Consider the following 25,468-nt stretch of genomic DNA (forward strand, 5'->3'; position numbering starts at 1 on the left):
GTTACCCCCTTGTTCCGGAATCAGCCAATGAACACACCGTTTGTCGTACCGGGTAACCCGGACTCTGCCTGCCAGCCACCTTCTACGAAGGATTTCCTGGTTGATCGCACCTTCCGTGCGCTTGCGCGGATTGGCGTGGTCCTGGTGCTGGCGTTGGTGTTTGCCCTGGTGTTCGAAGTCGGACGCAAGGCCCTTCCAGGCATGGAGAAGCACGGCTTTGACGTGCTGTTCGGCAGCGTCTGGGATGTCAACCAAGGCAAGTACGGCATTTTGCCGGCCATTTGGGGCACGCTGTACAGTGCCTTTATCGCGTTGCTGATCGCCGGTGTTTTTGGCGTCAGCATGGCGATTTTCCTCACTCAGGATTTTTTGCCGGCGAAGCTGGCGGCGGTGTTTCGTACCATCGTCGAACTGCTCGCGGCTATCCCCAGCGTCGTTTATGGCCTGTGGGGCATTTACGTGGTTATCCCAGCGATTCGGCCGTTGACCGCATGGTTGAACACCGAACTCGGCTGGATCCCTTTTTTCGGCACGTCCTTGAGCGGTCCGGGTTTGCTCCCGGCAGCGCTGGTGTTGGCCATCATGATTTTGCCGACCATCGCCGCCGTGTCCCAGGACGCCCTCACCGCCGTGCCGATGAAAACCAAGCAGGCCGCCTACGGCATGGGCACTACTCACTGGGAAGCGATTCTCAAGGTGATGGTGCCCTCGGCGTCTACCGGCATCTTCGGTTCGCTGGTGCTGGGCCTGGGCCGCGCACTCGGTGAAACCATGGCCCTGGCCATGCTGGTGGGCAATGCCAACAACATCTCGCTTTCGCTGTTCGCACCGGCCAACACCCTGGCGGCGTTGCTGGCGCTGAACTTCCCCGAAGCCGGGCCGAACGAGATCGAGGTGCTGATGTACGCCGCACTGGTGCTGATGTTGATCACGCTGATCGTCAACATCTTCGGCTCCATGATCATGATGTACGCCCAACGGGGTAATAAGTGATGACTGATCTTTCTGCTGCAACCGACCTGACGTCCCCCGCCGGCGCACTGCCCAGCCTGCAACGCCGGTTCGAAGGCCGTGCCCTGCGCAGCCTGGTGCTGACCACCCTGGTGTGGACGGGCGCGTTGCTGGCCAGCGTGCCGCTGATTTCCGTGCTCTACATGCTGATCATGCGCGGCGGGGCACGCCTGAGCCTTGAAGTGTTCACCGAGCTGCCGCCCACCGGTTTTGAGACCGGTGGCGGTTTTGGCAACGCGATGGCCGGTACCTTCGTGATGGTCGGCATCGCCGCAGCCATTGCGGTGCCGGTTGGCATCATGGCGGCGATCTTCCTCGCCGAACTGGGCCCTGAGAGCAAACTGGCGAACGCCGCGCGCTTTGCCGCGAAGATGCTCACCGGCCTGCCGTCCATCCTGGCCGGTGTGTTTGCCTACGCGTTGGTAGTGATGACCACCGGCACCTACTCGGCCCCGGCCGGTGGCGTGGCGCTGGCGGTGCTGATGCTGCCCATCGTGGTGTTGACCGCCGAAGAGTCGATGCGCATGGTGCCCAAGATCATGAAGGACGCCGCCTACGGCATGGGCTGCACCCGCTCCCAGGTGATCTGGAAAATCGTCCTGCCCACCGGCCTGCCGGCCATTCTCACCGGCGTGATGCTCGCCGTGGCCCGCGCCGCCGGCGAAACCGCGCCGCTGTTGTTTACCGCGCTGTTCAGCAACTACTGGATCTACCACGACGGCAGCCTGGCGGTGATGAACCCGACAGCCTCGCTGGCCGTGCTGATCTACAACTTCTCCGGCATGCCCTTCGACAACCAGCTTGAACTCGCCTGGGCGGCGTCGCTGGTACTGGTAATGATCGTGCTGGTCGTGAATATCGTGAGCCGTATTTTCGGCAAGCCAAAGTATTGAAAACGGGAGCACCTGAATCTTGAACGTATCAACTGCGCAAATAGCCGCTCCGTTTGTCACCCAGGCGCCTGTGGTCATGGACTGCAAGCTGGACAAGATCTTCTACGGCAACTTCATGGCCGTGCGTGACAGCCATGTGCCGATCGAAAAGAACAAGATCACCGGCTTCATCGGGCCTTCCGGCTGCGGTAAAAGTACCGTGTTGCGTAGCCTCAACCGCATGAACGACCTGGTCAAAGGTTTCCGCTTCGAGGGCCATGTGCATTTCCTCGGGCAGGACGTCTACGGCAAGGGTGTGGACCCGGTGGTCGTGCGCCGTTATATCGGCATGGTGTTCCAGCAGCCGAACCCGTTCTCCATGAGCATCTTCGACAACGTGGCCTTCGGCCTGCGCCTGAACCGCTACAAAGGCGACCTGGGCGACCGCGTCAAGCACGCCCTGCAAGGCGCGGCGCTGTGGGATGAGGTCAAGGACAAACTCAAGGTCAGCGGCCTGTCGCTGTCCGGGGGCCAGCAGCAACGCCTGTGCATCGCCCGCGCCATCGCCACCGAGCCGGAAGTGCTGTTGCTCGACGAACCCTGCTCGGCGCTTGACCCGATCGCCACGCGCCGGGTCGAGGAGTTGATGGTGGAGCTCAAGAAGGACTACACCATCGCCCTGGTGACTCACAACATGCAGCAGGCCATCCGTGTGGCCGACACCACGGCGTTTTTCTCGGTGGACATTTCCCAGGGCACGCGCACTGGCTATCTGGTGGAGATGGGCCCAACGGCGCAGATTTTCGAGAACCCGCGCGAGCAAATGACCGGGGACTACATCACCGGCAAGTTCAGCTGAATCCTGCGCGGGCACGGACGCTCGCGCATGCCTACCTGTTTATGGGAATGCCAATGCCTGCAACACAACGCCTTGATTTGCCTGCGATCGAACGTGCCCTGCGTGAGGTGCAGCAGCGCTTTGCCGAGCTCAGCCAGGGCTTCACCGAGCCACGTGACCCACTGACTGACGAAGTGCTGCACAACGTGCTTGAAGGCTACGCGCTGATTGACGACTATGTCGCGCGGGGCGTCGACCTGTTTGACCTTCAGCAGTTGAACCTGATGCTGGAGATCAACGCCACCGTACTCTGTGGCCGCGACCCGGCGCGCCGCCTGGAATATGCGCAGCACCTGGCGGCGACCGAAGAGCACTTCTTCAACAACGTCGAGGGCGGCATCAAGGACTTGTACAACTGGTACTGCGCGTACCGCAGTGAGTCAGTCTGGAAGCGTGCCGCCGGGGTGTATGTGCGCATCCTCAGCAAGCCGCAGTTGTTCATTGAAGGCAACAACCGCAGCGGTTCGCTGATCGTCAGCTATTTGCTGATGCGTGCGGGGTTGCCGCCGTTCGTGCTGTCGCTGGAGAACGCCGAGGGCTACTTCAACCCTTCGTCGGTCATCCGCAACTCAGCCAAACATGGCGTCAAGGCGTTGTACGAATTGCCCAAGATCAAGAAAAAATACGCCGCTTTCCTGGAAGAACAGGCGCCGGACCCGATGAAATTTTTTCTCAACGATAGGCCAGTGCCCGTCTATCAAGGGGGCCATTGATGAGCGGTTCTCGCCTGTTCGCCAGGGCAGGGCAGGCCGTGCAGCGCCTGCTGCCGACGCAACTGCTCAAGCCTGCGCGTATCCGCATTTCGTTCGATATCGACGACACCCTGGCCTGCCAGCTCCACCATTGTGACGTCGAGCCGAGCCGGCTGCCGGCCTGCGTGCACCGTTGGCTGGGTGAGCCGCTGCGCATCGGTACCCGCTCCCTGACCCGCGAACTGCGCCGCCAGGGTTGCAGCATCTGGGTCTATACCTCGTCCGGGCGTACGCCGTCCTATATCCGGCGCTGGCTGATGCTGTACGGCATCCGCGTCGACGGCGTGGTCAACAGCGTGCTGCATAACCACGCCCTCACGGCGCACGGGCTGTCCAATGCGCCTTCGAAATTCCCACCGGCGTTCGACATCGACCTGCACGTGGATGACTCCGAAGGTGTGCGCAGTGAAGGCCAGGACCACGGTTTTCGCGTGGTGGTGGTAGACCCCCAGGACGAGCACTGGGCGCAGCGGGTGTTGGACGCCGTCGCGCAGCTTCAGGCCCAGCTTGCCCGTCAGCAACCGCTCCGGCACACACCCACGCCGCAGAGCGCCCGCAGGCTTTTTCTGCCTGAGGCGCTCTGAAAGCCCATTCTTCGGTACAGGCCTTGGTCAATCCACCGATCTGGATGTCGGGGAAAGGGCCACAAGAGCAACCCTCAACGCATATGCAAAATAATCGGACTGCTGCTCGCCGGGTCCGTGTGCCCGCGCAGTTTGCCTACTGCCTTGGCGTCCACCGCACCTCCTTGATTGCCCCAGGTACTGCGTACAAACGTCAGCACGTCAGCGATTTCCTGGTCGGACAACTGCTCGCGAAACGCTGGCATGCGGTAGGCATCCGGTACGCCAGCGGCGACCACGCGTTGTGCGCCATTGAGGGTGATGTTGATCGCTGACGCCGTTTCCTTGACCAAGGCCGAAGTGGCGCCCGCCAGAGGTGGCATCCACTCGGGCTGGCCTTTGCCGTCAGCCCCATGGCACGAGGCGCAGCGGGTGGCGTAGGTGTGGGCGCCGGGGGCGTCCGGACGTACTTCAGCGCTCACGTACTGCCAGGGTGTGCCGTCGCGCTGTGGGTCGCCGGGCAGCGACTTGAGGTAGCGGGCGATGGCCGCCAGGTCGTCGTCGGCCATGAACTGCGTGGAGTTGTTGAACGCTTCGGTCATCGAGCCGTAGACCACCGCGTGTTGGTTGCGGCCGGTCTTGAGGAACTGCACGATCTCTGGCTCGCTCCAGCGGCCCAAACCGCTGTTGGGGTCCTGGCGCAGGCTCGGTGCGTACCAGCCATCGAGCAGGGCGCCGGCGAGGAAGGGCTTGCCGGAATCATCCAGGGCCTTTTCGTTGAAGGCCAGGCCCCGTGGTGTGTGACAACTGCCGCAGTGGCCAGGGCCTTGGACGATATACGCGCCGCGATTCCACAGCGCGTCCTGGTTGGGGTTGGCGGCGTAGCTGACTGTCGGAGCGAACACGCCGTTCCACAGGGCGATGGGCCAACGCAGATTCAGCGGCCAGGGAATATCGCTGGGGATATTCGGCTGGTTGGCCGGTTGCACGCCGTTCATGAAAAACGCGTACAGCGCCTGTATGTCGTCGTCGCTGAGCTTGGCATACGAGGGGTAGGGCATGGCCGGGTACAACCGTCGGCCGCCTGGGGCCACGCCGTGGCGTACCGCTCGATCGAAGTCGGCGAGGCTGTAAGTGCCGATCCCGTGGGTGCGGTCCGGGGTGATGTTGGTGGCGTGAATCGCCCCCAGCGGCGTGGCCATTTCCAGGCCGCCGGCAAACGGTGCCTTGCCGGGCAGGCTGTGGCAGGCCACGCAGTCGCTGAGGCGGGCGACGTACTCGCCGCGACTGACCAGGGTCGGGTCGGCACTGGCTGCCGGTGGCGCTTCAAACGGTGTCGCGGGTTGACGGGTGACGTACCAGGCCAGCAGGCCGGCGGCGACGACGCAGGGCAGCGCGAGCCAGCCTACGGTTCTTGCGAATCGACGGTTGTTCATGGGCGGTCTCGCTCGCTTAGCTGAAGGTGTGTCGGCTTAATGGCAGGCTGCGCACGCGCTGGCCAGTCAATTGCGCCACCGCGTTGACCACGGCCGGCGCCACAGCGGGGAGCGGAGGCTCACCGATGCCGCCCATCTTTTCACCACTCTCGACGATCTTTACATGCACCTGGGCCATGCGGGACGGCGGCAGGATCGGGTAAAGGTCGTAGTTGCGCGCCCGTGGCTTGCCGTCCACGTACACCGCTTCCTCCAGCAAGGTTTGCGACAGTCCCAGGGCGACCGCCCCGTTGACCTGCGCTTCGACAATCGCCGGGTTGACGATGCTGCCGGGGTCGATGGCTTCCCAGATGTGGTGCACCTTCACCTGGCCGTGTTCAATCGACACCTCGGCGATCACCGCCGCGTGGGAACCGAACGGCGAGGCCATCGCCACGCCGCGCGCCCGTCGTGTGCCGTCTTCGGCGATGTAGGGACCACGCTTCCACCCACCGGACAATTCGCCCACGGCCTTGAGCAAGGTTGTCAGCCGTGGGTTGTCACGCAGCAAATGCAGGCGCAACTCATAGGGGTCGCGTTTGCCTTGGTCCGCCAGCTCGTCGAGGAACGCTTCGTAGAAGAAGTCGTTGAGCGAATTGCCCACCGAACGCCAGTAACCAAGCATGGCCGGGCCTTTGACGTAGATCTGCGCGATGCGTTTGTTGGGGATGGCGTAGCTCTTGCCCGTCAGGCCCTCGAGGGCCGTGGGGTCGAGTTTTTCGCCCTGTTTGCCGGCGATGGCTTCGCTGGGACCCTCGGTGGCGCTGACCGCTTCGATGGCGACGGGCAGGCCGTCGGCGTCCAGCGCGGCGCGAAACTTGACCACCGCCACCGGGCGCAGCACATCGCGCAGGAACTCTTCTTCGCGGCTCCAGATCAGCTTGACCGGGCGGCCCACCGCCTTGGCCAGCGCAATGGCCTGGGGGTAAGGGCTGGCCGAGTCATACAGGAAGTGCCGGCCGAAAAACCCGCCCAGCAATGGCGAGTGCAGGTTGATCTGCTCGGGCGCCAGGCCGGTGCGCTTGGCGATGTCGGCACGGAACATGTCCGGCGCCTGGTTGGGCAGCCAGATATCCAGGGAGCCGTCAGGATTGAACCGCGCCAGGGCCGAAGGCGGCTCCAGCTGGGCGTGGTTGACGTACTGGTTGTGGTACGTGGCTTCGACCTGGGCCTTGGCGTTTTTCAATGCGCCGGCCACATCACCTTCATTCTCATCGTCACGGGCCGGGCCTTGCTGGGCGGCGAGAAAGTCGCGAAAGCCGTCGCTGGAGAAATCTGCGGGCATGGCGCGGACTTTGGAGTCGGCAGTCGGTTCCAGCCAGTCGACCTGGATGGCTTCCACTGCGCGCTTGGCGTGCCACCAGCGTTCGGCGACGACCGCCACTGCGCCCGGCAGTTGATGCACCGAGTGCACGCCCGGCATGGTTTCGACCTGCGCCTGGTTGCGCAGGCTGCCCACGGTCATGCCCAGGCGCGGCGCGTGCTGCACGGCGGCGTGGAGCATGTCGTCGACTGTCAGGTCGATGCTGTACAGCGCCTTGCCGGTGGACTTGTCGTAGGCGTCCACGCGTTTGACCGGTTTGCCGATCCAGCGGAACTGGCTCGGGTCACGCAGGGTGATGCTCGCGGCATCGGGTACCGGCATGTCCAGGGCGCGACCGGCCAACTCGCCGTAGCCCAGGGAACGGCCGGACGCAGCGTGAACCACGCGGCCCGGTTGGGTGGTCAGCTCACCCACTGGCACACCGAGCTGCTCGGCACCGGCCTGCAGCAACATGGCGCGGGCGAGAGCGCCCAGGCGGCGCATGGTCGGGTAGCTCATGCGCACTGACATGCTGCCACCGGTGATGCGCATGCCGTTGTCCATCACGACATATGCGTCGCCGGGCGGGGCGGCTTCGACGATGAACGTGGCCGGGTCAGCGTCGAGTTCTTCACCGACAATCTGCGCCATAGCGGTGTGGGTGCCTTGGCCGCCTTCCATAAAGGGGCTGAGCAGGCGCACCGTACCGTCCGGGCGGATCTCCAGGAATGCCGGCACCTGGGTGCCTCGTTCGGCTGCGGCGCCGGTAGCCGCTTGCACCCGGCCCGAGCCGAGCGGAAGGCCGAAACCGATGACCAGCGCACCTACAGCCGTACTGGCCAGGAAGCGCCGACGCGACAGGTTGATGGGCTCGCCCGGAATGAATGCTGGCGTATTCATCAGGCAGTCTCCTTCCCGGCGGCCAGGTCATACATGGCGGTATGGATGGCGTTGTAGGTGCCGCAGCGGCACAGGTTGACCATCGCTGCGTCGATCTGCTCCTTGGTGGGCGCAGGCGTGTGCTTGAGCAGCGCGGTGGCCGCCATCACTTGCCCGGACTGGCAATAACCGCATTGCGCCACTTGATGCTCGACCCAGGCACTGACCACGCGCTTGCCCACGTCATCGGCTTCGATGGCCTCGATGGTAGTGATCTCGCGACCCACCACCCCGGCCACCGGCGTGACGCACGAACGCACCACATTACCGTCCACCAGCACCGAACAGGCGCCGCACTGGGCCAGGCCGCAGCCGTATTTGGTGCCGGTCAGGCCCAGATTGTCGCGGATCACCCACAGCAAGGGCGTGTCGGCTTCGGCGTCGACCTGATAGGCCTTTTGGTTAATACGTAATTCCATGGAGGCTCACCTGCTGATCATCGGTTGGTGGTGCTGATTTCTTATAGGCGTGGTGCGACCAGAAGTCGCCCATCGTCGAACTCTAGACCACGATGCAAGGGGTATCTATCCGATACCGGTGATGTTCAGAGGATCAGGCAAGGATTCAACAGGATTGGGTGGCTGACAGCGGTGAAACCCAACGGCGACACACCCTCACCGTGGGCCACCGAGCTTTTTTATTCACACAATGCCATCGATCAAAATATGCGGCTGCCCGCGGCTGCAACGCTCGATACGCGCCTCAACCTGGTACACCGCCCGCAGCATCCCTTCATTGATCACTGCATGGCTCGGCCCGCTGCCCTGCGCGGTGCCGTCGGCGATCACCAGCACTTGATCGGCAAAGCGTAGCGCCTGGTTGAGGTCGTGCAGGGCGATAAACACAATGACCTCGCGCTGGCGGGCCAGGCTGCGCATGAAGTTCAGCACCTGCACCTGGCGATGCATGTCGAGGGCGCTGGTGGGTTCGTCCATCAGCAGCACATCGGGTTCGCGCACCAATGTCTGGGCGATGGACACCAATTGTTGTTGCCCGCCGCTGAGTTCACCGAGGTTGCGAAAGGCCAGGGCGGTGATGCCGAGGGCGTCGAGCATGTCATCGACTAACTTGAGTTCGGCATCGTGCACCGCCCAACCTGGTGACAGTTGCTTGCGCGCCAGCAGCACCGATTCGTAAACCGTCAACCGTGCGCTGCCGTTCAGGCCTTGGGGCATGTAGCTGATGGCCTGGGCGCCTTTTTCCGAACCGTGCAAAACCACTTGGCCCGGCCCGTCGATCAGCCCGGCGATGCGTTTGAACAGGGTGGATTTGCCCGCCGCGTTAGGGCCGACCACTGCGACCACCTGGCCACCGGTAAAGGCGGCCGTGGTCACGCCGCTGATGATGGTGCGCTGGCCGTAACGAGCGCCCAGGTTTTCCAGTTGCAGGGTCACCATGAGTTTTTCTTCCCGCTCAGGATCAGGGAGATGAAGAACGGCACGCCAATCAATGACGTGACCACACCGATGGGAAAAATCGCCCCCGGAATCAGGGTTTTGCTGACCACCGAACTGGCCGACAAAATCAATGCGCCGGTGAGCAGCGAGGCGGGCAGGAAGAAGCGCTGGTCTTCACCAATCAACATCCGCGCAATGTGCGGGCCCACCAGCCCGATAAAACCGATGGTGCCGACAAACGCTACCGGGAACGCGGCGAGCAGGCTGACCATGATCAACGTCTGGAAACGCAGGCGGCGCACGTTGATGCCGAAGCTCGCTGCCTTGTCATCGCCCAGGCGCAGGGCGGTCATGGCCCAGGCGCGGCGGGCGAAAATCGGCGCGGTGATCAGGATGATCAGGCAGATCACCCCCAGTTTGGGCCAGGTGGCTTTGGTCAGGCTGCCCATGGTCCAGAACACCACTGCCGCCACGGCTTGCTCGGTGGCAAAGAACTGCACCAGCGCCAGCAGCGCGTTGAAGGTGAACACCAGGGCGATGCCGAGCAGCACGATGGTTTCGGCGGTGACGCCCCGGCGCAGGCTCAGGAAGTGAATCAGCAGCGCCGAGAGCATGGCCATGATGAACGCGTTGACCGGCACCATGTACTGCGCTGCCAACGGAAACAACGCCACGCCAAATGCCAGGCCCATAGCCGCGCCGAAACTGGCAGCGGCGGAAATACCCAGGGTGAAGGGGCTGGCCAGCGGGTTGTTGAGGATGGTCTGCATTTGCGCGCCGGCCAGGGAGAGCGCCGCGCCGACGGCAACCGCCATCAGCGCCACGGGCAGGCGGATGTCCCACATCACCACGCGCACTTGCGGCGCGGCGCTGTCCGGCGAAAACAAGGCGCCGAGCACTTCGCTGAGGCTGTAGCGCGCCGGGCCCAGGGCCAGGTCGAGCAGCACGCTGCACAGCAACAGCATGGCCAGGGCGCTGAGGACCAGGCGCTTGCGTGCCACCAGGCTGCGGTAGGTGAGGAGGCTCATGGCTTCAGGCTCACGAAGTAACCCGGTTCATAGGGCACCGGTAAAAACCGCTCATGCAGTTCACGAAACCCGGCCTCTGGGTCCAGGTCGGCAAACAGGCTGGGGTGAAACCACTTGGCCAATTGCTGGATCGCCACGAACTGATACGGGCTGTTGTAGAACTGGTGCCAGATGGCGTGAAAAGCCTGAGTCTCTTGGGCTTTGATCCCCGCATAGGCCGGGCGCTGGGTGTACCACGCGAGCTTGTGCCGGGCTTGCGCCATGTCGGCACCGGGGCCGACACCGACCCAATGCCCGCCTGGGGCGAAAGCCTCCCAGTTGGCGCTGGTGACGACGACCTGGTCGGGGTTGGCCACGATCACCTGTTCGGGGTTCAACTGGCCGAAGGTCGTGGGGATGACGCCCTTGGCAATGTTGTTGCCGCCGGCCATCTCCACGAACAGACCGAAGTTTTCATTGCCGAAACTCAGGCAGCAATCGTCGGTATAGCCGCCGATCCGCTCGATGAACACGGCCGGACGCGCCGGTTGTTGCGCTGCAATCACGTCAGTCACACGACGGATCTGCTGGTTGCGAAACGCAATGAAATCCTCGGCGCGTTGCTCCTTGCCGAACAACTGGCCGAACAGGCGCATGGTCGGCTCGGTGTGGGTCATCGGCTGGTTGCGAAAGTCCACGTACACCACCGGGATGCCCAGGGCGTCGAGCTTCTCGATATAGCGTGCATCCTCTGTGGCGTGTTGCGCCTCGATGTTGAGGATGATCACGTCGGGGCGCTGGGAGATGGCTTGCTCGATGTCGAAGGTGCCGTCTTCGAAGCCGCCGAAGGTGGGGATGTTGGCAATGGCGGGGAATTGGCGCAGGTAGGCGTTGTAGGTGTCCGGGTCGGACTGGATCAGGTCCTTGCGCCAACCGACGATGCGTTCGATAGGGTTTTGCGTGTCCAGTGCGGCCAGCAGGTACAACTGGCGGCCTTCGCCGAGAATCACCCGCTGCACCGGCAGGTTCACCTGGACCTGGCGCCCGAGCAGATCGGTGACGGTGGTGAGTGCCGCCCATGCCGGCAGGCACACCCCCAGCCAGCCGGTGAACAGCAGCGCTGCCAGGACGTGACCGCGTCGAATAATCGAAACCATGAGTTAAGCCCTTGCAGGTGTCAGAAATCGACCGTGGCCGAGAGGAGGAGGGTGCGCGGTGAACCTTGGGAAAACGCGCCGTAGGAGGCGACGCCCGACCAGTATTCGCGGTCGAACAGGTTCTGCACCGTGGCGCGCAATGTGGTCGGCCGCTCGGCGATGCGCGTACTGTAGCGGGCGCCGATGTCGAAGCGGATCCAGGGATCGAGCTGCTGGGTGTTGGCCTGGTTGACGTATTGGCTGGCGGTATAGATCGCGCCGCTGGTCAGCGTCAGGCCTTCAACCCACGGGGTGTCCCATTCGGCCCAGAGGTTGGCTTGCACCTTGGGCACGCCCACTGGGGTATTGCCCTGGTTGGCGGCAATGGCGGTCTTGGTCAGCGCCGCCTCCAGCAGGGTCACGCCACCGAGCAGGCGCGTGCCCTGGGCGACTTCGCCAAACACACTCAGCTCCAGGCCACGGTTGCGTTGTTCGCCTTGTACGGAGAACGTGCCTGAGGCCAGTTCGCCGCTCGGCTTCTGGATCTGGAACAGCGCGAGGGTCGCCATGAAGGTGCCGTAGTCGAGCTTGACTCCGACCTCGTGCTGTTTTGAAACGTAGGGCGCAAACACCTCGCCAGCGTTAGCGGCATTGGACGGCGCCACGTCTCCCTTGCTCAGGCCTTCGAGGTAGTTGTAGTAGAGCGCCACATGCTCCCATGGCTTGAGCACCGCGCCGAACAGCGGGGTGCTCTGGGTGTCGTCGTAGGCCGTGGTCACGGCACCGGCGCGGTTGTAGTTGTTGGACCGGATGCGCTGTTGGCGCAGGCCCACGGTGACCTGGACGCGCTCGTCGAGCACCGACAGGGTGTCGGCGATGGCCACGCCGGACAATTCGCTGGCCGATACTTTGGGGGCGGCGGGCTTGGCAATCGACGGCTTGGGGCGATCGACGGGGTGGTCGATGTTCGACAACACAGCAGCGCCGGAAATGATCCCGCGTGACAATTCATCGCGATACCGCGAGACCTGCACGGCGCTGCTGTGGCTGATCGGCCCGGTGTCAAAGCGCAGCCGCGCACCGGCGTCGACCGTGTAGCGCTGCACGTTGAAGCGGTAATAACCGGGGACCGACGAGGTATCGCCGGCGCTGTTGACGATGGTCGGGGTCTGGTCGGACAGACGTGCCACGGCCGACTTGCCGCCGCCGGCGTGGGCGAACACGGTGAGTGAATCGCTGAGGTCGTACTCGCCACTGAGCAGCGCGGATTTATCCCGCGTCCGGGACCAGCCCCAGGCCTGGCTCACGTTGGTACGGCCGTTGGCGGCAGACGCAATGGCCACGCCGGAGGCGATCAGGAACGGCCGTGACGCGGCGTCAAATGCCTCTTGCTGGGCAATCAGGTCCAGGCTGCTGCGCAGGCGCTCGCCCTGATAGTCCAGGGACAGGGCGCCCAGGCTGACCTCGCGGGACTGCGCGTCGATGACCGTGTCGCCGCCCTGTACGCTGCCATTGAGGCGTACCCCGAAGCGCCGCTCTTCGCCAAACCGCCGGCTGATGTCCAGGTGATTGCCGAAGTGGGCATCCTGGGCATAGCTGACGGTGTAGCGGGTCAAGTCTTCGTCCAGGGAACGCTTGGGCACCACGTTGATCACCCCGCCCACGGCACTGTTGGGTGACATGCCGTAGAGCAGCGCGCCGGGGCCCTTGACCACTTCGATACGCTCGGCGTACTCGGTGAACACGCGGTAGTTGGACGCCACGCCGTACACCCCGTCGAACGCCAGTTCGCCAAGGTTGCCTTCGCCGACCGGAAACCCACGGATGAAAAACGAGTCGACAATGCCGCCGGTCTGCCCGGTGGAGCGCACCGAGGAGTCGCGCTCCAACACATCGCCGACGGTGGTCGCCTGTTGGTCCTTGATCAGCGCTGCGCTGTAGGTGCTGACACTGAACGGCGCATCCATCACGTCGGTGTTGCCCAGCATCCCCAGGCGCCCGCCCGTGGCCACCTGGCCGCCGGAGTACAGCGGCGGCAGGCTGCTGGCGGGTTGCTCGGCGGCACTGACCGTGGTGTCCGACAGCGTGACCCGACGCAGCACCAGGGTGTAGCTGCCATCGTTGCGCAGCACCATCTCCAGGCCACTGCCGGCCAACAGGCGCGTAACCGCCTCCTGGGTCGAATACGTGCCGGACAGGCCTGGAGTGGTCAGGCCTGCGGTAAGGGCCGGGAGGAATGACAGGGCAATGTCGGCTTCCACGGCAAAACTCGACAGCGTGGCGCCGAGTGGGCCGGGTGCAATGTGGTAGGCGCGCACTGCCAGCGTATCCAGTTGCGCTGGCTCGGCCGCGAGGGCGGCACTGGCCATTGCCAGGCTGAACAGCGCGCTGCGAATCACAAGCATGGAGGGCGGCCCTATGGACGGGAGGTAAAAGGGGTTCTGTGTGTTTGCCAGCCGAGATCGGAAAAAGTATCAGCCGCCGCGCAGTTTATTTTTCGCGCCTGCTCAGGCCGGCGAGAGGGTGACCCAATACCCGTTCAAATGAGCGCTGGCGAGCACTGGGTAGGTCTGCACCAGCATGTTCAAGGTGCGCTGGGTGTCGCTGATGGGAAACGCGCCGGAAATGCGCAGGTTGGCAATGGCCGGGTCGTAGCGCACAAAACCGTGGCGATAGCGCGTGAGCTCGGCGACGAAATCCGCCAGGCGCATGTTATCGGCCATCAGCATGCCTTGGGCCCAGGCGCCGACGTTGCGGTCAGCGGGGTTCAGTGCGCCAAAGTGCTGCGCGGAGAAGTCCGTGCGTTGCCCGGCATTGACGATCAGCGGCGCGTTCTGGCGGTTGTCGGCCAGCACCACTTGGACGGCGCCGTCGAGCACGGCCAGGTGGGTGCGCGAGCTCAGTTCGCGCACGGTAAAGCGTGTGCCCAGGGCCTGCATGCGGCCCTGGCGCGTGCTGACCAGGAACGGGCGGGACGCGTCCTGCGCCGTCTGCACCAGGATTTCGCCCTCGCGCAGGTGCACCAGGCGTTGCTGGCTGTCGAACAGCACGTCGATGGCGGTGTCGGTGTTGAGGGTGATGCGTGAGCCATCGGCCAGGGTCAGCTCGCGGCGCTCGCCTACGCGGGTGCGCAAGTCGGCGGTCCATTGCTGGGTTTGCGCCAGTTTCCAGCTGCCCCAGCCCACCGGCATCAACGCCAGCAACAGCGCGAGCTTGCCCAGGGCGGCGCGGCGTTCCGGGTGGCTGGGGCGATCCAGTGCCGACATCGCCAGGGACGGCGGCAGGCCACCGAGCTTGCTTTGCAGCAATTGCGCCCGTGCCCAGGCGCGATCACGCTCGGGGCTGCTGACTTTCCAGCGTTCCCACTCGGCGCGCTCGCTGTCGCTCAGTTCGCTCTCGCTCAGGCGCATCAGCCACTCGGCGGCTTCTTCGAGAACCTCCGTGGGCAGCGGCGGGGCTGTGCGCAGGCCGGGCATCTATTCGACCAGCAGCAGGCACTGCACGAACGCCTGTTTCATGTAGCGTTTGACGGTGATCAGCGACACGCCCAATTGCTCGGCGATGTCCTGGTACTTGAGGCCGTTGAGCTGCGACAGCAGGAACGCCCGCTTCACCAGCGGCGGCAGCGCGTCGAGCATCGCGTCGATTTCGTGCAGGGTCTCCAACACCATGAAGTGCGCCTCTGGCGACGGCACCTCGTGAAGCGGTACGTTGGCGAGGGCGTCGAGGTATGCACGCTCCAGGGCCTTGCGCTGGTACCAATTGACCAGGATGCCCTTGGCCACGCAGCTCAGGTAGGCGCGTGGCTGGTCGATCACCGTGACCTGGGAGGCCAGGATCCGGGTGAAGGTGTCCTGGGCCAGATCCGCTGCATCCATAGCGTTGCCGAGTTTGCGTTTGAGCGTGGCGTACAGCCAGCCGTGATGGCCGTTGTATAGGGCTTCGATCGCGCGCAGGTGGTGAGTGTTATCGGCGGGGAGGCTTTCGCTCATGGCGCGCAACCGTGCAATTGAGAAGTATTCCCAATGCTAAGGGGAAACCCTGCGGTAGCGCAACGCGAGAATCGCAATCAGCGCGGCGGCGTAGGCCATGCACACAAACAGGTAGGTGTACGCCAAGCCATACACCTGGCTGAGCAGGCCGCCGGCCGAGATGCCGGCGATCGAGGCAAATTGCGCGGTGCCCTGGGCGATGCCCAGTACGTGACCCTGTTGCGCACTGTCGGCCGTTTTCGAGATCAAGGCCATCAGCACCGGCGTGGTCGCGCCCAGCAGCACGCCCCACAGGAAATAGGTGAGTACGAACACCAGTGGGTTACGGGTGAGCCCTGCTACGGCGGTCAGCGCGATGCAACCGAGTATCACCCAGGTGAGGCGGCGCAAGGTGTCGGTTGGGGTGCGACCTTCGAAGTGGCGTGCCCATGCGGTCGCCGACAGGATAAAGCCCAGGGCCAGCAGGCCGTAGCACAGACCGACCAAGGCGTTGCTGGCGCAGAACGTTGCGCTCACATACAGCGCGAATGAGGTCTGCGGCAGCAACCGCGCCAACAGCAGAATGCCCATCACGAACAACAGTGGCAGCAGGGCAGACACCTGCCAGGCGCCGCCTTGTGCTGCGGTCGCGGTTTTTTTCACCGGCGGTACATCGGGCAGGGTTATCGCCGCGACCAGCGTGCACACCGCGCACAGCACAGCGGCGCTGAGGTTGATCCAGAAAAACGTCGCGTGGTCGAGGATCAAGCCGCCGACCACCGCGCCCAACAGCGAGCCCACATTGGTGGAGATCTGCAGGATCGCAAACAGCCGCGCCCGCCGCGCCGGTACCTCGATGCTCACGCCATAGGCCTGGGCCGGGGCGATATAGCCGGCAAATGCACCCTGCAAAAAGCGCAGGGCCAGGATTGCCCAGAGGTCGCTGAACAGCGCCAATCCCAACTGGGTCAGGGTCAGTCCTGCCAGTGCACGGATCATCATCAGCTTGTGGCCATAACGATCGCCGATGCGGCCCCAGAATGCGCTGGTCAGCAGGATGCCAAGCATCGGGCCCACGTACACCGCAACGCTGGCGAAGCTGAACAGGCCGTCGGAGGTGGTCAACCCGCGCAGGTGGACGGGCCAAAACGGGCCGCTCATTTCCATCGCGCCCATGGACACAAGCTGGATCGCGAACAGCAGGGCAATCAGGACGCGGGTCGGTGGCATGCTTCAATCTCAGTGTTCAAAAAAATGCGCGGTGGGGTTGATACTTTTTTGCGCGTCGGCTGGCATCAGGAGTAATTCCCCAGCTCTCTCGATGAAAGGACCCTGACGCCATGCTTGTTGCCAGCCGGTTAACCCTCGCCATCCGTACTGCCTTGATTGTCGCTGCTGCCAGCGGCAACGCTTGGGCCGCCAGCGCCGAGTCGAGCGACGACAGCGCGCAAAGCCTGACCCTTGATGCGACCAACGTCAACGCCCGCTACAGCGGCCCCACCGACTTGCCCGCGGTGCTCGCCGGTGGCCAGGTGGCGCGGGGTGCGCGCCTGGGCATGTTGGGCAACAAGGACGTGATGGACACGCCGTTCAGCGTCACCAGCTACACCGCCAAGACCCTCGCCGACCTGCAAACCGTGACCGTGGCCGATGCCTTGGAACGCGACCCATCGGTGCGCTCGACCGGGCAAACCGGCGGGATTGTCGACTCGTTTTTCGTGCGCGGCTTTGCCATTGGCGAGGGCAATCTGGGCGAGCTGGCCTATGACGGCGTGTATGGCGTGGCGCCCAACTACCGGGCGTTTACCGAGTACGCCGAACGCGTCGAAGTGCTCAAGGGGCCGGGTGCGTTGATGTACGGCATCTCGCCCAACAGCGGCGTCGGCGGGGTGATCAACATCGTGCCCAAGCGCCCGCTGGATCAAGACCTGACGCGCTTTACCGGCAGCTACGCCTCCGACACCCAAGTGGGCGGCCACCTCGATATCAGCCGGCGTTTCGGTGAGGAAAATCAGTTTGGCGTGCGCTTCAACGGCAGCCTTCAAGGTGGCGACACGGCCGTCGACGACCAGCACCGCGACGTTGGCATCGGCGCTATTGCCCTGGATTATCGCGGCGAGCGGCTGCGTCTGAACCTCGACTACATCAGCCAGAAAGAAAGCTGGGAGGGCGCTTCGCGGCCGTTCACCATCGAGCCGGGTGTGGACGTGCCCTCCGCACCGAACGGTCGCACCAGCCTGCCGCAGAAGTGGGGCTGGTCAGACACCAAGGAGCAGTCGGTGTTACTCGGCGGCGAATATGACCTGAACGACTCGCTCACCGTGTTCGCCCATGCCGGTGGTGGCCGGTCGGATGTGAAGCGCATGTCCGACCAGGTGCCGCGTATCGTCAACGACGCCGGTGACACCGAAAACACCCCGGGCTATTACAAGTTCAATGTCGACCGCTCCACGGCCGATGTGGGCCTGCGCGCACTGTTCGCCACCGGCCCGGTGACCCACACCACCACGTTGATGGCGACCCGTTACCAGGACGAGCTGTCCAGGGGCATCAACAACGGCACGATCATTCGCTCCAATATCTACCACCCGGTGGACCGCCCCGAGCAAACCATCAATACGCCTAAGGTGCTGCGCATTTCCGAATCGCAGCTGTCTGGCGTAGCCCTGACCGACACCCTGGGCGTTCTGGATGACCGTATCCAACTGACCCTGGGCGTGCGACGCCAAGCCATTGAGTCGCGCAACTACAACGCCACCGGCGCGGTCACTTCCCGCTACAAAGACAACGCCACCACGCCGTTGGTGGGTGTGGTGGTCAAGCCGTGGGATGACGTGTCGCTCTATTACAACTATGTCGAGGGCCTGAGCAAGGGCGATATCGCGCCCGGCACGGCGAGCAACGCCGGCGAAACCTTTGCGCCGTATGAATCCAAGCAACACGAACTGGGCGTGAAGTACGAACACGGCACCTTCATGACCACCGTGGCGTTGTTCCAGATCGAAAAGCCCAGCGGTGAGTTGGCGGCCAACGGTGTGTATTCGGTGCAGGCCGAACAGCGCAACCGTGGCGTCGAGCTGAGTGTTTACGGCGAAGTGGCGCCGGGTACCCGCCTGATGGGCGGCGTGACCTTTCTCGATGGCGAGTTGACAAAGTCCGCCACGGCCGCCAACCGGGGCAACAAACCCGTGGGCGTGCCGGATATCCAGGCCAACCTGTGGGCCGAGTACGACACCCCGTGGCTGCAAGGCTTTACCCTCACCGGCGGGGCGATCTATACCGACAGCCAATACGTCAACCAGGCCAATACCCAGGCACTGGATTCCTGGACGCGCATTGATGCAGGCGCGCGTTATGCAACGAAGATAGAAGGGCGGCCGACCACGTTCCGCGCCACGCTGCAGAACGTGTTTGATCGTGAGTATTGGTCGGGCGTGGCCTCGTATGGCGCGTTTTCGCCGGGTTATCCGCGTACGTTGCAGTTGTCGGCCACGGTGGATTTCTAAGGTCGGCGCAAAGGGCGTTGGGGCCGCCTTTTAGCGGGCGGCCAGCGTTACGCTAATGTATTCAAGCTGATACGTGAATGCGTAGCTGTCTCAAATGAGATCGCTTATCAATTATGTTCACTTTGGATTTTTTATCCCTTAGACTCCGCCCCGCTGGCGTTTGGCTGCCTTCAGCCCGCCGCAAAAAACAATAATGATGGGTGGCAGGGGAGCAGGGCGTGAATTTCAAAAAGCACACAATTGCGTTGGCGGTCGGGTCGGTATGCCTGGCTTCAGGGGCATGGGCTGCCGAGCCCGACACGATGGAAATCGCGCCGATCACGGTCAGCGGCGAAAAAATCAACCGCTCCCTTGAGCAGACCCAATCGAGCGTCGTGGTCGTGACCGAGCAACAATTGCGGGACAAAGCCGATCACAGCCTGGTCGATGTGTTCGCGCGTACGCCGGGTGTGTATAGCCAGGCCGGCAACGAGAACTGGGGCATTCGCGGCGTGCCGGTGTCGGGTTTCGATGACCAGGGCCCGGCCACCCTCAACGGCGCCGTTTCAGTGTATGTCGATGGCGCGGTGCAGCCCAACCGCACCCTGACCCTGAGCCCCACCGGCTTGTGGGATGTGGAACAGGTCGAAGTCTTCCTCGGCCCGCAATCCACCACTCAGGGGCGCAACTCCCTGGCTGGCGCGGTGGTGATCCAGACTCGTAACCCGACGTTCCAGCCGACTTTTTCGGCGCAAACCAACGTGGGCAACTACGGTGAAAAAGGCGCAGCGGTGGCCGGCGGCGGCAGCCTTGTCGATGACAAGATCGCAGGGCGTATCGCCTTGGACTATCAAGATGGCGATGGTTACATAGACAACATCGCCCTCGGCAAGGATGCCAACCCGCACCGCACGAGCAACGCCCGCGGCAAGCTGTTGATCCTGCCCAACGACGACCTTGACGTGTTGCTGACCTACGCCCACAGCGAGCACCGCCAGGGTGACAACTCGGTCATCCGCACGCCGGACAAAGTCCGCTACTACAAGGTGTCCTCCGATACCCAGGCATTCGACAACCTCAACCAGGACACCGTCAGCGCCAAGCTCGACTACCGCCTCGATGACCAATGGTCGCTGACCAGCCTGACCACCAACACCCGGTCCAATTACACCAACCGCCTGGACTTCGACCAGACCGCCGACGCCAATGAAGTCATCCGGCGCCAACAGGATGGCAACCTGTTCGGCCAGGAGCTGCGCCTGAACTACAGCTCGGACACCGTGAAAAGTTTCGTCGGCGCCTACTACGGCCACAACACCAACAATTTCCACGACCGACTGCTGTTCGATAACGTACTGGCGGTCACGGTCAAAGGCGACACGGTCATCGAAAACAAGGCGCTGTTCGGTGAGGTCGACTGGACCTTTGCCCCGCGCTGGACCCTGGTTACCGGCCTGCGCTACGACCACGAAACCAACGACACCGACATCAAGCAGGACGACCTGTCCGATGCTGCCAAGGTCAAAAAGTCGTTCGCGGCCGTGCTGCCAAAACTGGGCATCAACTACGAACTCGCCACCGGCCAGTACCTGGGCTTCATGGTGCAGAAAGGTTATCGCGGCGGTGGCGTGAACGTGCGCTCCGGCAGCGGTCACGAGTCGTATGACCCGGAATACACCACCAACTATGAGCTGTCGTACCGCGGTTCATTTCTTGAAGACACCCTGCGCGCCCGAGCGAACCTGTATTACACCGACTGGAAAGACCAGCAGGTCAGCGTGCGGCAAGCCAACAGCAACGTCATCAACGTGTACAACGCCGGTCGCAGTGATATCAAGGGCCTGGAAGTGTTCATCGAGAAAGACCTCAGCGAGCAACTGACGCTGACGCTCGGTGGCGCGATCACCGATGGCAAGTACAAGGACTTCACCGTCGGCAACGGCCAGGACCGCAGCGGCGAAGCATTCTACTACTCGCCCAAGTACAAGGCCTCGGTGGGCGGCATCTATCGCTTCAACGAACGCCTGACCTTCAACACTGACGTGACATACCAGAGCAGTGCGCCTTCCGCGTACGAATTCGATGCGGCGGGCAAGGTCAGCGGCGAGCGTAGGAGCGACAACTACGTGCTGGCTAACTTCAGCAGCGAATTCAAAGTCACCAAGAACGTGGCTGTGTCGGGTTTCGTGAAAAACGCCTTCGACAAGCGCTACGTCACCAACAACCGCGATGACGAAATCATCGATGCCGGCGCGCCGCGCACCTTTGGCATGGCGTTGCGTTACGACCTGTAAGCGGCACCGCGTTCACTGCTTGCGCGTGACCGGTTTTGCGCGGTCGCAAAGCAGCTTGGCGGCACTGCCCGAATGATGGGGCAGTTGTCCGCTAAGGTCCAAGTGCGGCATTTCTGTAGGTGACTCCTTCCTGCAATGTAGGCAACTTCCCAAATGTAATTCAGACCCCCTGTGCTTGTGTCCGGGGAGCATTCGCTTGCTTATATTTCGACGCCATCTTCATTGCATCCAGGGATGTAGGGCATGGCGCAGGGCTACATCAACGACCGCACGACGGACTATCACAGCCTGAAATCCCGCTTGATGGGCGGCGGCATTAGCCGGGAACGTTCGGCCCATTTCGACGTGTTGAATCATCATCTGCGCCATGGGCTGGTGACGCCTGGGCAGTTGGTCGTTATTCCCGATGCTTACAGCGTCACCTGTTCGATGGAGGAAGCCTGGTTGGTGCGTCAGGCTGAGGCGATTCGCCGGGAACTGGAGAGTGCTGCCGGAACCCGGGTGGTCAATGACTATGACTTGCTGCAGAGCCTTCTGGGTTACAGCTCGTTGGGGATAGGCAGCGCCACATCGGCGTGGTCGCGGCATCTGGACGAAGTGGTGCATACCCTAGAGGAGATCGAGCGATTGCATCAGCGTTTGCGGGACGGCGGCCTGGACCGGCAAGTGTTTTTTCGCCAGCGCCAGGTGCTGTTTGGGCTGCTGGAAACGCAGTTGCAGGGCGCTGCACGATTTGGCACGGGGTTGCGGGGCAATCAGGCGTTGAAGACGGTGCTCGGGATTTCAACCAAAAGCTATTTGCGCAAGGGCGAGATCGCCGGGTATGCGCAGCGGATGCGGGCGATTGCGCAGACGTCGAAGTGGTTGGGGAAGGGGACGTATGTGGGGTTGGCGCTGGATGTGGGCGTTGCAGGTTTGGAGATCAAGGAGGCGTGTGTGGACGGGCGGGAGATGCAGTGTCGGCGGGCGAAATATGTGGAGTCGGGGAAATTGGTGGGCGGCGTGGCGGGCGCTTATTGGGGTGGGAAGTTCGGTTCACATTTAGCCCGTCGCGCTTGTACGCTCCTTTTGGGTGTTGCCGCTAAAGGAAACGGTGAGCTGGCTTGTGCTGTTATTGGCGGTGCTGCGGGAGGGTATGTAGGGGGCGATGTAGCTGGCGCTCGCGGTTCGTTTCTTGGCGGCCAAATCCTAGAGATCGACGGTGATTTGATCTTTCAACCAGAAGGCGCCTAATCATGGATTTTTATCTCGTCTTTACGATCTTTATATTTGCAGGGGCGCTGATTGGTTCGGGACTGTCTTTCTACGTCGAATACACAAAGCTCGAAGCGTTGGAAAGCTACTTCAGCGAGAACAAAGTGGTCTGCGATAACAAGCGGTTTTGGGGCCGAAATACGCATATCGACCGGTTTTATCGCATGCTCTTGATCAGTCAATTGTTGGCAATGCCCAAGACCCATATCAAGCGAGGGGATGTGACCGAAGCCGAACTGGCCGCCATCCCCTTATCCCTCAAGCGCTGGGCGTTGTGGCCGATCAATTTCGGCTTCATATGGTTTGCCAGCATAATTATCTGGAACGTCTGGTACCGCTGACAGCCCGCTCAATACCGGGTATCGGCTCAGGAAAAATCCTCCTCGAAATGCTCCTGTTCACCCCGCGTCTCCCCTTGGCGACGCAGCACTTCCATCTGCCGCAATTCCACCCGGCGAATCTTGCCGGAAATGGTCTTGGGCAGTTCACTGACAAACTCGATGCGCCGCACGCGCTTGTACGGCGCCAGGTGTTCGCGGGCGAAGGCCAGGATATGCCTGGCCAACTCGGCACTGCCGGGGGCGTCGTGGGCCAGGATCAGGAAGGCTTTGGGCACCGCCAGGCGCAGCGGGTCGGGGCTGGGCACTACGGCGACTTCCATCACGGCCGGGTGTTCGATCAGCGCACTTTCCAGTTCGAACGGGCTGATGCGGTAGTCGGAGGCCTTGAACACATCATCGGCGCGGCCGACGAAGGTGATGTAGCCGTCGCTGTCGATCTGCGCGGTATCGCCGGTGCGGTAGTAACCGTCGCGCATCACTTCGGCGGTTTTTTCCGGGCTGTCTTCGTAGCCCATCATTAAACCGAGTGGGCGAATATCCAGGGGCAGCGCGACTTCGCCCTCGGTGGCAGGCACGCCGTCGGGGTCGAGCAGCGCGACGCGATAGCCCGGTAGCGGGCGGCCCATAGAGCCCGGCTTGAGCAACTGGCCAGGGGTGTTGCCGACCAGGGCTGTGGTCTCCGATTGACCGAAGCCATCACGCAGCGGCAAGCCCCAGGCCTGCTGGATCTGCTCGATGATCTCCGGGTTCAGCGGTTCGCCCGCGCCGACCAATTCACGCAGGTTCAGGCGCGTCTTGTGACTGGCCAAGTCTTCCTGGATCAGCATGCGCCACACCGTGGGCGGCGCGCACAGGCTGGTCACGCGGTATTGCTCCAGCGCCGTCAGCAAGGCCGGTGCGCTGAACCGCGCGACGTTGTGGATAAAGATGCACGCGCCGGCATTCCACGGCGCGAACAGGCAGCTCCAGGCGTGCTTGGCCCAGCCTGGAGACGAGATGTTCAGGTGCAGATCGCCCGGTTGCAGGCCGATCCAGTACATCGTCGACAGGTGCCCGACCGGGTAGCTCTGGTGGCTGTGCAGCACCATCTTGGGTTTGGAAGTGGTGCCAGAAGTGAAATACAGCAGCATCGGGTCGGTGGCCAGGGTGCGGCCCGCGGCGTCGAACTGCTCGGGGTATTCAAGCGCGGCATTGTGCGCGACCCAGCCAGCGGGCGCCGTGCCCACGCAGATGCGAGTGCAGCCATCGCCCAAGCCGTCGAACTTGCCGACATGCGCCTCACCGACCACCAGATGACGCACCTGGCCGCGCTCGATGCGGTCGCGCAGATCATCGGCGTTCAGCAGGGCGGTGGCCGGGATCACCACCGCGCCAAGCTTGAATGCGGCCAGCATGGTTTCCCACAGCGCCACATCGTTGCCGAGCATAAGCAACACCCGTTCGCCACGCCGTACACCAAGGGCACGCAGATGGTTGGCCACCTGGTTGGAGCGCTCAGCCAACTGCTGGAAGCTGTAGCGCTGCTCGCTGCCGTCTTCTTCGACGATCCACAGCGCGTTGGCCGAATTGCCCTCGGCCATCACATCGAAGTAGTCCAGGGCCCAGTTGAACGCATCCAACTGCGGCCAGCGGAAGTCGCGGGCGGCGGTGGCGTAGTCGGTGCGATGGGCGAGCAGGAAATCCCGGGCGGCCAGGAAGGGGTGCGTCATGGTCGGTGTCCTTGATTATTGTTGTAGGGACGGCCTGCGGCTGAACCGGCAGGCTGGACCGAGTATAGGCACGCATAAATCTGGAGATGAACGCCCAAAAACACCGGTGCGTTGTGCAAAAAAGTCATGGGTGGTCGAGGGTGGATTGACGATCAATACACAAAAGTCCAGTATGGAATTATAAGTACAAAAGTTCCCGCTGCATTTTTCTTCTCTCTTGCCAAACCAACAACAACTTGCGAGATCACCCATGAAGAAACGCTTGCTTATCACCGCCCTGGCCCTGATCGCTTCCGGCCATGCGCTGGCCGCCGAGAAAACCCTGCGCATCGGCATCGAGGCGGCCTACCCACCGTTCGCGTCCAAGACCCAGGAAGGCACGATCGTCGGCTTCGACTACGACATCGGTAATGCGTTGTGCGCGCAGATGAAGGTCAAGTGCGTGTGGGTCGAAGGTGAGTTCGACGGGCTGATTCCTTCCCTCAAGGTGAAGAAAATCGACATGGCCCTGTCGTCCATGACTATCAACGAAGACCGCAAGAAATCAGTGGATTTCACCCACAAGTATTATTTCACCTCCTCGCGCCTGGTGATGAAGGACGGCGCGGTGGTTGACGACCAGTACGCCAGCCTCAAGGGCAAGAGCATTGGCGTGCAGCGCGCCACCACCACCGATCGCTAAGCCACCGAGGTGTTTGAACCCAAGGGCATCAACGTCAAGCGCTACAGCAATAACGAAGAAATCTACATGGACCTGGCGGCCGGGCGCCTGGACGCGATCTTTGCCGACACCATTCCCTTGAACGACTTCCTGCAGATGCCACGGGGCAAGGGCTACGCCTTTGTCGGGCCGGAGCTCAAAGACCCCAAATACGTGGGCGAGGGCGCGGGGATTGCGGTGCGCAAGGGCAACGAGGCGCTGGTCAGCGAGTTGAATACGGCCATTGACGGCATCCGCGCCAGTGGCGAATACCAGAAGATTTCGCAGCAATACTTCAAGGCCGATATCTACGGCGATTGATGCGACGCAGCTGCTGTTGTGGCGAGCGGGGCAAGCCCCG

At 62.8% G+C, this 25,468-nt stretch carries 20 protein-coding genes and 1 pseudogene; 10 read left to right on the forward strand and 11 right to left on the reverse strand.

What is annotated here, in order from left to right; translation table 11 throughout:
• Nucleotides 1-27 precede the first annotated feature (27 nt).
• From pstC to PspS35_RS11740, 5 genes are all read left to right on the forward strand, one after another.
• On the forward strand, nucleotides 28-993 hold the full coding sequence (gene pstC, locus PspS35_RS11720; RefSeq protein WP_159934585.1) for a phosphate ABC transporter permease subunit PstC: 966 nt from the start codon (nucleotides 28-30) through the stop codon (nucleotides 991-993).
• Complete coding sequence (pstA, locus tag PspS35_RS11725; protein ID WP_099584524.1) at nucleotides 993-1,904, forward strand: phosphate ABC transporter permease PstA; 912 nt, start codon at nucleotides 993-995, stop codon at nucleotides 1,902-1,904. The genes pstC and pstA overlap by 1 nt, the downstream gene beginning before the upstream one ends.
• Nucleotides 1,905-1,980: 76 nt before the next feature.
• Nucleotides 1,981-2,742, forward strand: coding sequence for a phosphate ABC transporter ATP-binding protein PstB (gene pstB, locus PspS35_RS11730; protein ID WP_217284518.1), 762 nt, complete (start codon nucleotides 1,981-1,983; stop codon nucleotides 2,740-2,742).
• A 53-nt stretch (nucleotides 2,743-2,795) separates the two neighbouring features.
• Nucleotides 2,796-3,494, forward strand: coding sequence for a hypothetical protein (locus PspS35_RS11735; protein ID WP_159934587.1), 699 nt, complete (start codon nucleotides 2,796-2,798; stop codon nucleotides 3,492-3,494).
• Nucleotides 3,494-4,117 (forward strand): hypothetical protein, encoded by a 624-nt coding sequence (locus PspS35_RS11740; protein WP_159934589.1) that lies wholly within the window; start codon nucleotides 3,494-3,496, stop codon nucleotides 4,115-4,117. The genes PspS35_RS11735 and PspS35_RS11740 overlap by 1 nt, the downstream gene beginning before the upstream one ends.
• Before the next feature lie 74 nt (nucleotides 4,118-4,191).
• On the opposite strand, the gene PspS35_RS11745 is transcribed toward PspS35_RS11740, so the two are convergent.
• The 10 genes from PspS35_RS11745 to PspS35_RS11790 form a co-directional block, all read right to left on the reverse strand.
• Nucleotides 4,192-5,532 carry a cytochrome c gene (locus PspS35_RS11745; protein WP_159934591.1) on the reverse strand — a complete coding sequence of 447 codons (1,341 nt, stop codon included), beginning with the start codon at nucleotides 5,530-5,532 and terminating at the stop codon, nucleotides 4,192-4,194.
• A gap of 16 nt (nucleotides 5,533-5,548) precedes the next feature.
• Nucleotides 5,549-7,774 (reverse strand): molybdopterin cofactor-binding domain-containing protein, encoded by a 2,226-nt coding sequence (locus tag PspS35_RS11750; protein ID WP_159934593.1) that lies wholly within the window; start codon nucleotides 7,772-7,774, stop codon nucleotides 5,549-5,551.
• Entirely contained in the window at nucleotides 7,774-8,232 is a 459-nt protein-coding gene (locus PspS35_RS11755) for a (2Fe-2S)-binding protein (protein WP_159934595.1), read from the reverse strand. Before PspS35_RS11755 ends, PspS35_RS11750 begins: the two co-directional genes overlap by 1 nt.
• Before the next feature lie 222 nt (nucleotides 8,233-8,454).
• Nucleotides 8,455-9,210: an ABC transporter ATP-binding protein gene (locus PspS35_RS11760; protein WP_159934597.1), complete on the reverse strand. Its 756-nt coding sequence runs from the start codon at nucleotides 9,208-9,210 to the stop codon at nucleotides 8,455-8,457.
• Nucleotides 9,204-10,238, reverse strand: coding sequence for an iron ABC transporter permease (locus tag PspS35_RS11765; RefSeq protein ID WP_159934599.1), 1,035 nt, complete (start codon nucleotides 10,236-10,238; stop codon nucleotides 9,204-9,206). The genes PspS35_RS11760 and PspS35_RS11765 overlap by 7 nt, the downstream gene beginning before the upstream one ends.
• Nucleotides 10,235-11,374: an ABC transporter substrate-binding protein gene (locus PspS35_RS11770; RefSeq protein WP_159934601.1), complete on the reverse strand. Its 1,140-nt coding sequence runs from the start codon at nucleotides 11,372-11,374 to the stop codon at nucleotides 10,235-10,237. Before PspS35_RS11770 ends, PspS35_RS11765 begins: the two co-directional genes overlap by 4 nt.
• 20 nt (nucleotides 11,375-11,394) lie before the next feature.
• Nucleotides 11,395-13,758 (reverse strand): TonB-dependent receptor, encoded by a 2,364-nt coding sequence (locus PspS35_RS11775; protein ID WP_159934603.1) that lies wholly within the window; start codon nucleotides 13,756-13,758, stop codon nucleotides 11,395-11,397.
• 102 nt (nucleotides 13,759-13,860) lie between these two features.
• Entirely contained in the window at nucleotides 13,861-14,829 is a 969-nt protein-coding gene (locus PspS35_RS11780) for a FecR domain-containing protein (RefSeq protein ID WP_159934605.1), read from the reverse strand.
• A complete protein-coding gene (locus PspS35_RS11785; protein ID WP_159934607.1) occupies nucleotides 14,830-15,345 on the reverse strand; it encodes a sigma-70 family RNA polymerase sigma factor in 516 nt (171 codons plus the stop codon).
• A 36-nt stretch (nucleotides 15,346-15,381) separates the two neighbouring features.
• Complete coding sequence (locus PspS35_RS11790) at nucleotides 15,382-16,554, reverse strand: MFS transporter (protein WP_159934609.1); 1,173 nt, start codon at nucleotides 16,552-16,554, stop codon at nucleotides 15,382-15,384.
• 110 nt (nucleotides 16,555-16,664) lie between these two features.
• Between PspS35_RS11790 and PspS35_RS11795 the strand changes: the two genes are divergently transcribed.
• The 4 genes from PspS35_RS11795 (at nucleotide 16,665) to PspS35_RS11810 (ending at nucleotide 22,698) form a co-directional block, all read left to right on the forward strand.
• Complete coding sequence (locus PspS35_RS11795) at nucleotides 16,665-18,830, forward strand: TonB-dependent siderophore receptor (RefSeq protein ID WP_159934611.1); 2,166 nt, start codon at nucleotides 16,665-16,667, stop codon at nucleotides 18,828-18,830.
• Nucleotides 18,831-19,048: 218 nt separating this feature from the next.
• Nucleotides 19,049-21,103 (forward strand): TonB-dependent receptor, encoded by a 2,055-nt coding sequence (locus tag PspS35_RS11800; RefSeq protein ID WP_159934613.1) that lies wholly within the window; start codon nucleotides 19,049-19,051, stop codon nucleotides 21,101-21,103.
• A 243-nt stretch (nucleotides 21,104-21,346) separates the two neighbouring features.
• Entirely contained in the window at nucleotides 21,347-22,336 is a 990-nt protein-coding gene (locus tag PspS35_RS11805) for a hypothetical protein (protein WP_159934615.1), read from the forward strand.
• A 2-nt stretch (nucleotides 22,337-22,338) separates the two neighbouring features.
• Nucleotides 22,339-22,698, forward strand: a complete 360-nt coding sequence (locus tag PspS35_RS11810; RefSeq protein WP_159934617.1) for a hypothetical protein — start codon at nucleotides 22,339-22,341, stop codon at nucleotides 22,696-22,698.
• Nucleotides 22,699-22,724: 26 nt separating this feature from the next.
• Here PspS35_RS11810 and PspS35_RS11815 read toward each other — a convergent pair whose 3' ends face one another.
• Entirely contained in the window at nucleotides 22,725-24,407 is a 1,683-nt protein-coding gene (locus tag PspS35_RS11815) for an AMP-binding protein (protein WP_159934619.1), read from the reverse strand.
• Nucleotides 24,408-24,657: 250 nt separating this feature from the next.
• Between PspS35_RS11815 and PspS35_RS11820 the strand changes: the two are divergent.
• Nucleotides 24,658-25,428 (forward strand): annotated as a pseudogene (locus PspS35_RS11820) (lysine/arginine/ornithine ABC transporter substrate-binding protein).
• Nucleotides 25,429-25,468: the final 40 nt, after the last annotated feature.

The organism is Pseudomonas sp. S35 (genome assembly GCF_009866765.1).
GTDB lineage: Bacteria > Pseudomonadota > Gammaproteobacteria > Pseudomonadales > Pseudomonadaceae > Aquipseudomonas.

Bases quoted from the DNA above. Each gene is read 5' to 3' on its own strand.
- pstC (WP_159934585.1), top strand. From the start codon at position 28: ATGAACACACCGTTTGTCGTACCGGGTAACCCGGACTCTGCCTGCCAG.
- PspS35_RS11775 (WP_159934603.1), bottom strand. From the start codon at position 13,758: ATGCTTGTGATTCGCAGCGCGCTGTTCAGCCTGGCAATGGCCAGTGCC.
- pstA (WP_099584524.1), top strand. From the start codon at position 993: ATGACTGATCTTTCTGCTGCAACCGACCTGACGTCCCCCGCCGGCGCA.
- PspS35_RS11810 (WP_159934617.1), top strand. From the start codon at position 22,339: ATGGATTTTTATCTCGTCTTTACGATCTTTATATTTGCAGGGGCGCTG.
- PspS35_RS11765 (WP_159934599.1), bottom strand. From the start codon at position 10,238: ATGAGCCTCCTCACCTACCGCAGCCTGGTGGCACGCAAGCGCCTGGTC.
- PspS35_RS11795 (WP_159934611.1), top strand. From the start codon at position 16,665: ATGCTTGTTGCCAGCCGGTTAACCCTCGCCATCCGTACTGCCTTGATT.
- PspS35_RS11770 (WP_159934601.1), bottom strand. From the start codon at position 11,374: ATGGTTTCGATTATTCGACGCGGTCACGTCCTGGCAGCGCTGCTGTTC.
- PspS35_RS11735 (WP_159934587.1), top strand. From the start codon at position 2,796: ATGCCTGCAACACAACGCCTTGATTTGCCTGCGATCGAACGTGCCCTG.
- PspS35_RS11755 (WP_159934595.1), bottom strand. From the start codon at position 8,232: ATGGAATTACGTATTAACCAAAAGGCCTATCAGGTCGACGCCGAAGCC.
- PspS35_RS11790 (WP_159934609.1), bottom strand. From the start codon at position 16,554: ATGCCACCGACCCGCGTCCTGATTGCCCTGCTGTTCGCGATCCAGCTT.
- PspS35_RS11740 (WP_159934589.1), top strand. From the start codon at position 3,494: ATGAGCGGTTCTCGCCTGTTCGCCAGGGCAGGGCAGGCCGTGCAGCGC.
- PspS35_RS11745 (WP_159934591.1), bottom strand. From the start codon at position 5,532: ATGAACAACCGTCGATTCGCAAGAACCGTAGGCTGGCTCGCGCTGCCC.
- PspS35_RS11780 (WP_159934605.1), bottom strand. From the start codon at position 14,829: ATGCCCGGCCTGCGCACAGCCCCGCCGCTGCCCACGGAGGTTCTCGAA.
- PspS35_RS11805 (WP_159934615.1), top strand. From the start codon at position 21,347: ATGGCGCAGGGCTACATCAACGACCGCACGACGGACTATCACAGCCTG.
- pstB (WP_217284518.1), top strand. From the start codon at position 1,981: ATGGACTGCAAGCTGGACAAGATCTTCTACGGCAACTTCATGGCCGTG.
- PspS35_RS11815 (WP_159934619.1), bottom strand. From the start codon at position 24,407: ATGACGCACCCCTTCCTGGCCGCCCGGGATTTCCTGCTCGCCCATCGC.
- PspS35_RS11785 (WP_159934607.1), bottom strand. From the start codon at position 15,345: ATGAGCGAAAGCCTCCCCGCCGATAACACTCACCACCTGCGCGCGATC.
- PspS35_RS11760 (WP_159934597.1), bottom strand. From the start codon at position 9,210: ATGGTGACCCTGCAACTGGAAAACCTGGGCGCTCGTTACGGCCAGCGC.
- PspS35_RS11750 (WP_159934593.1), bottom strand. From the start codon at position 7,774: ATGAATACGCCAGCATTCATTCCGGGCGAGCCCATCAACCTGTCGCGT.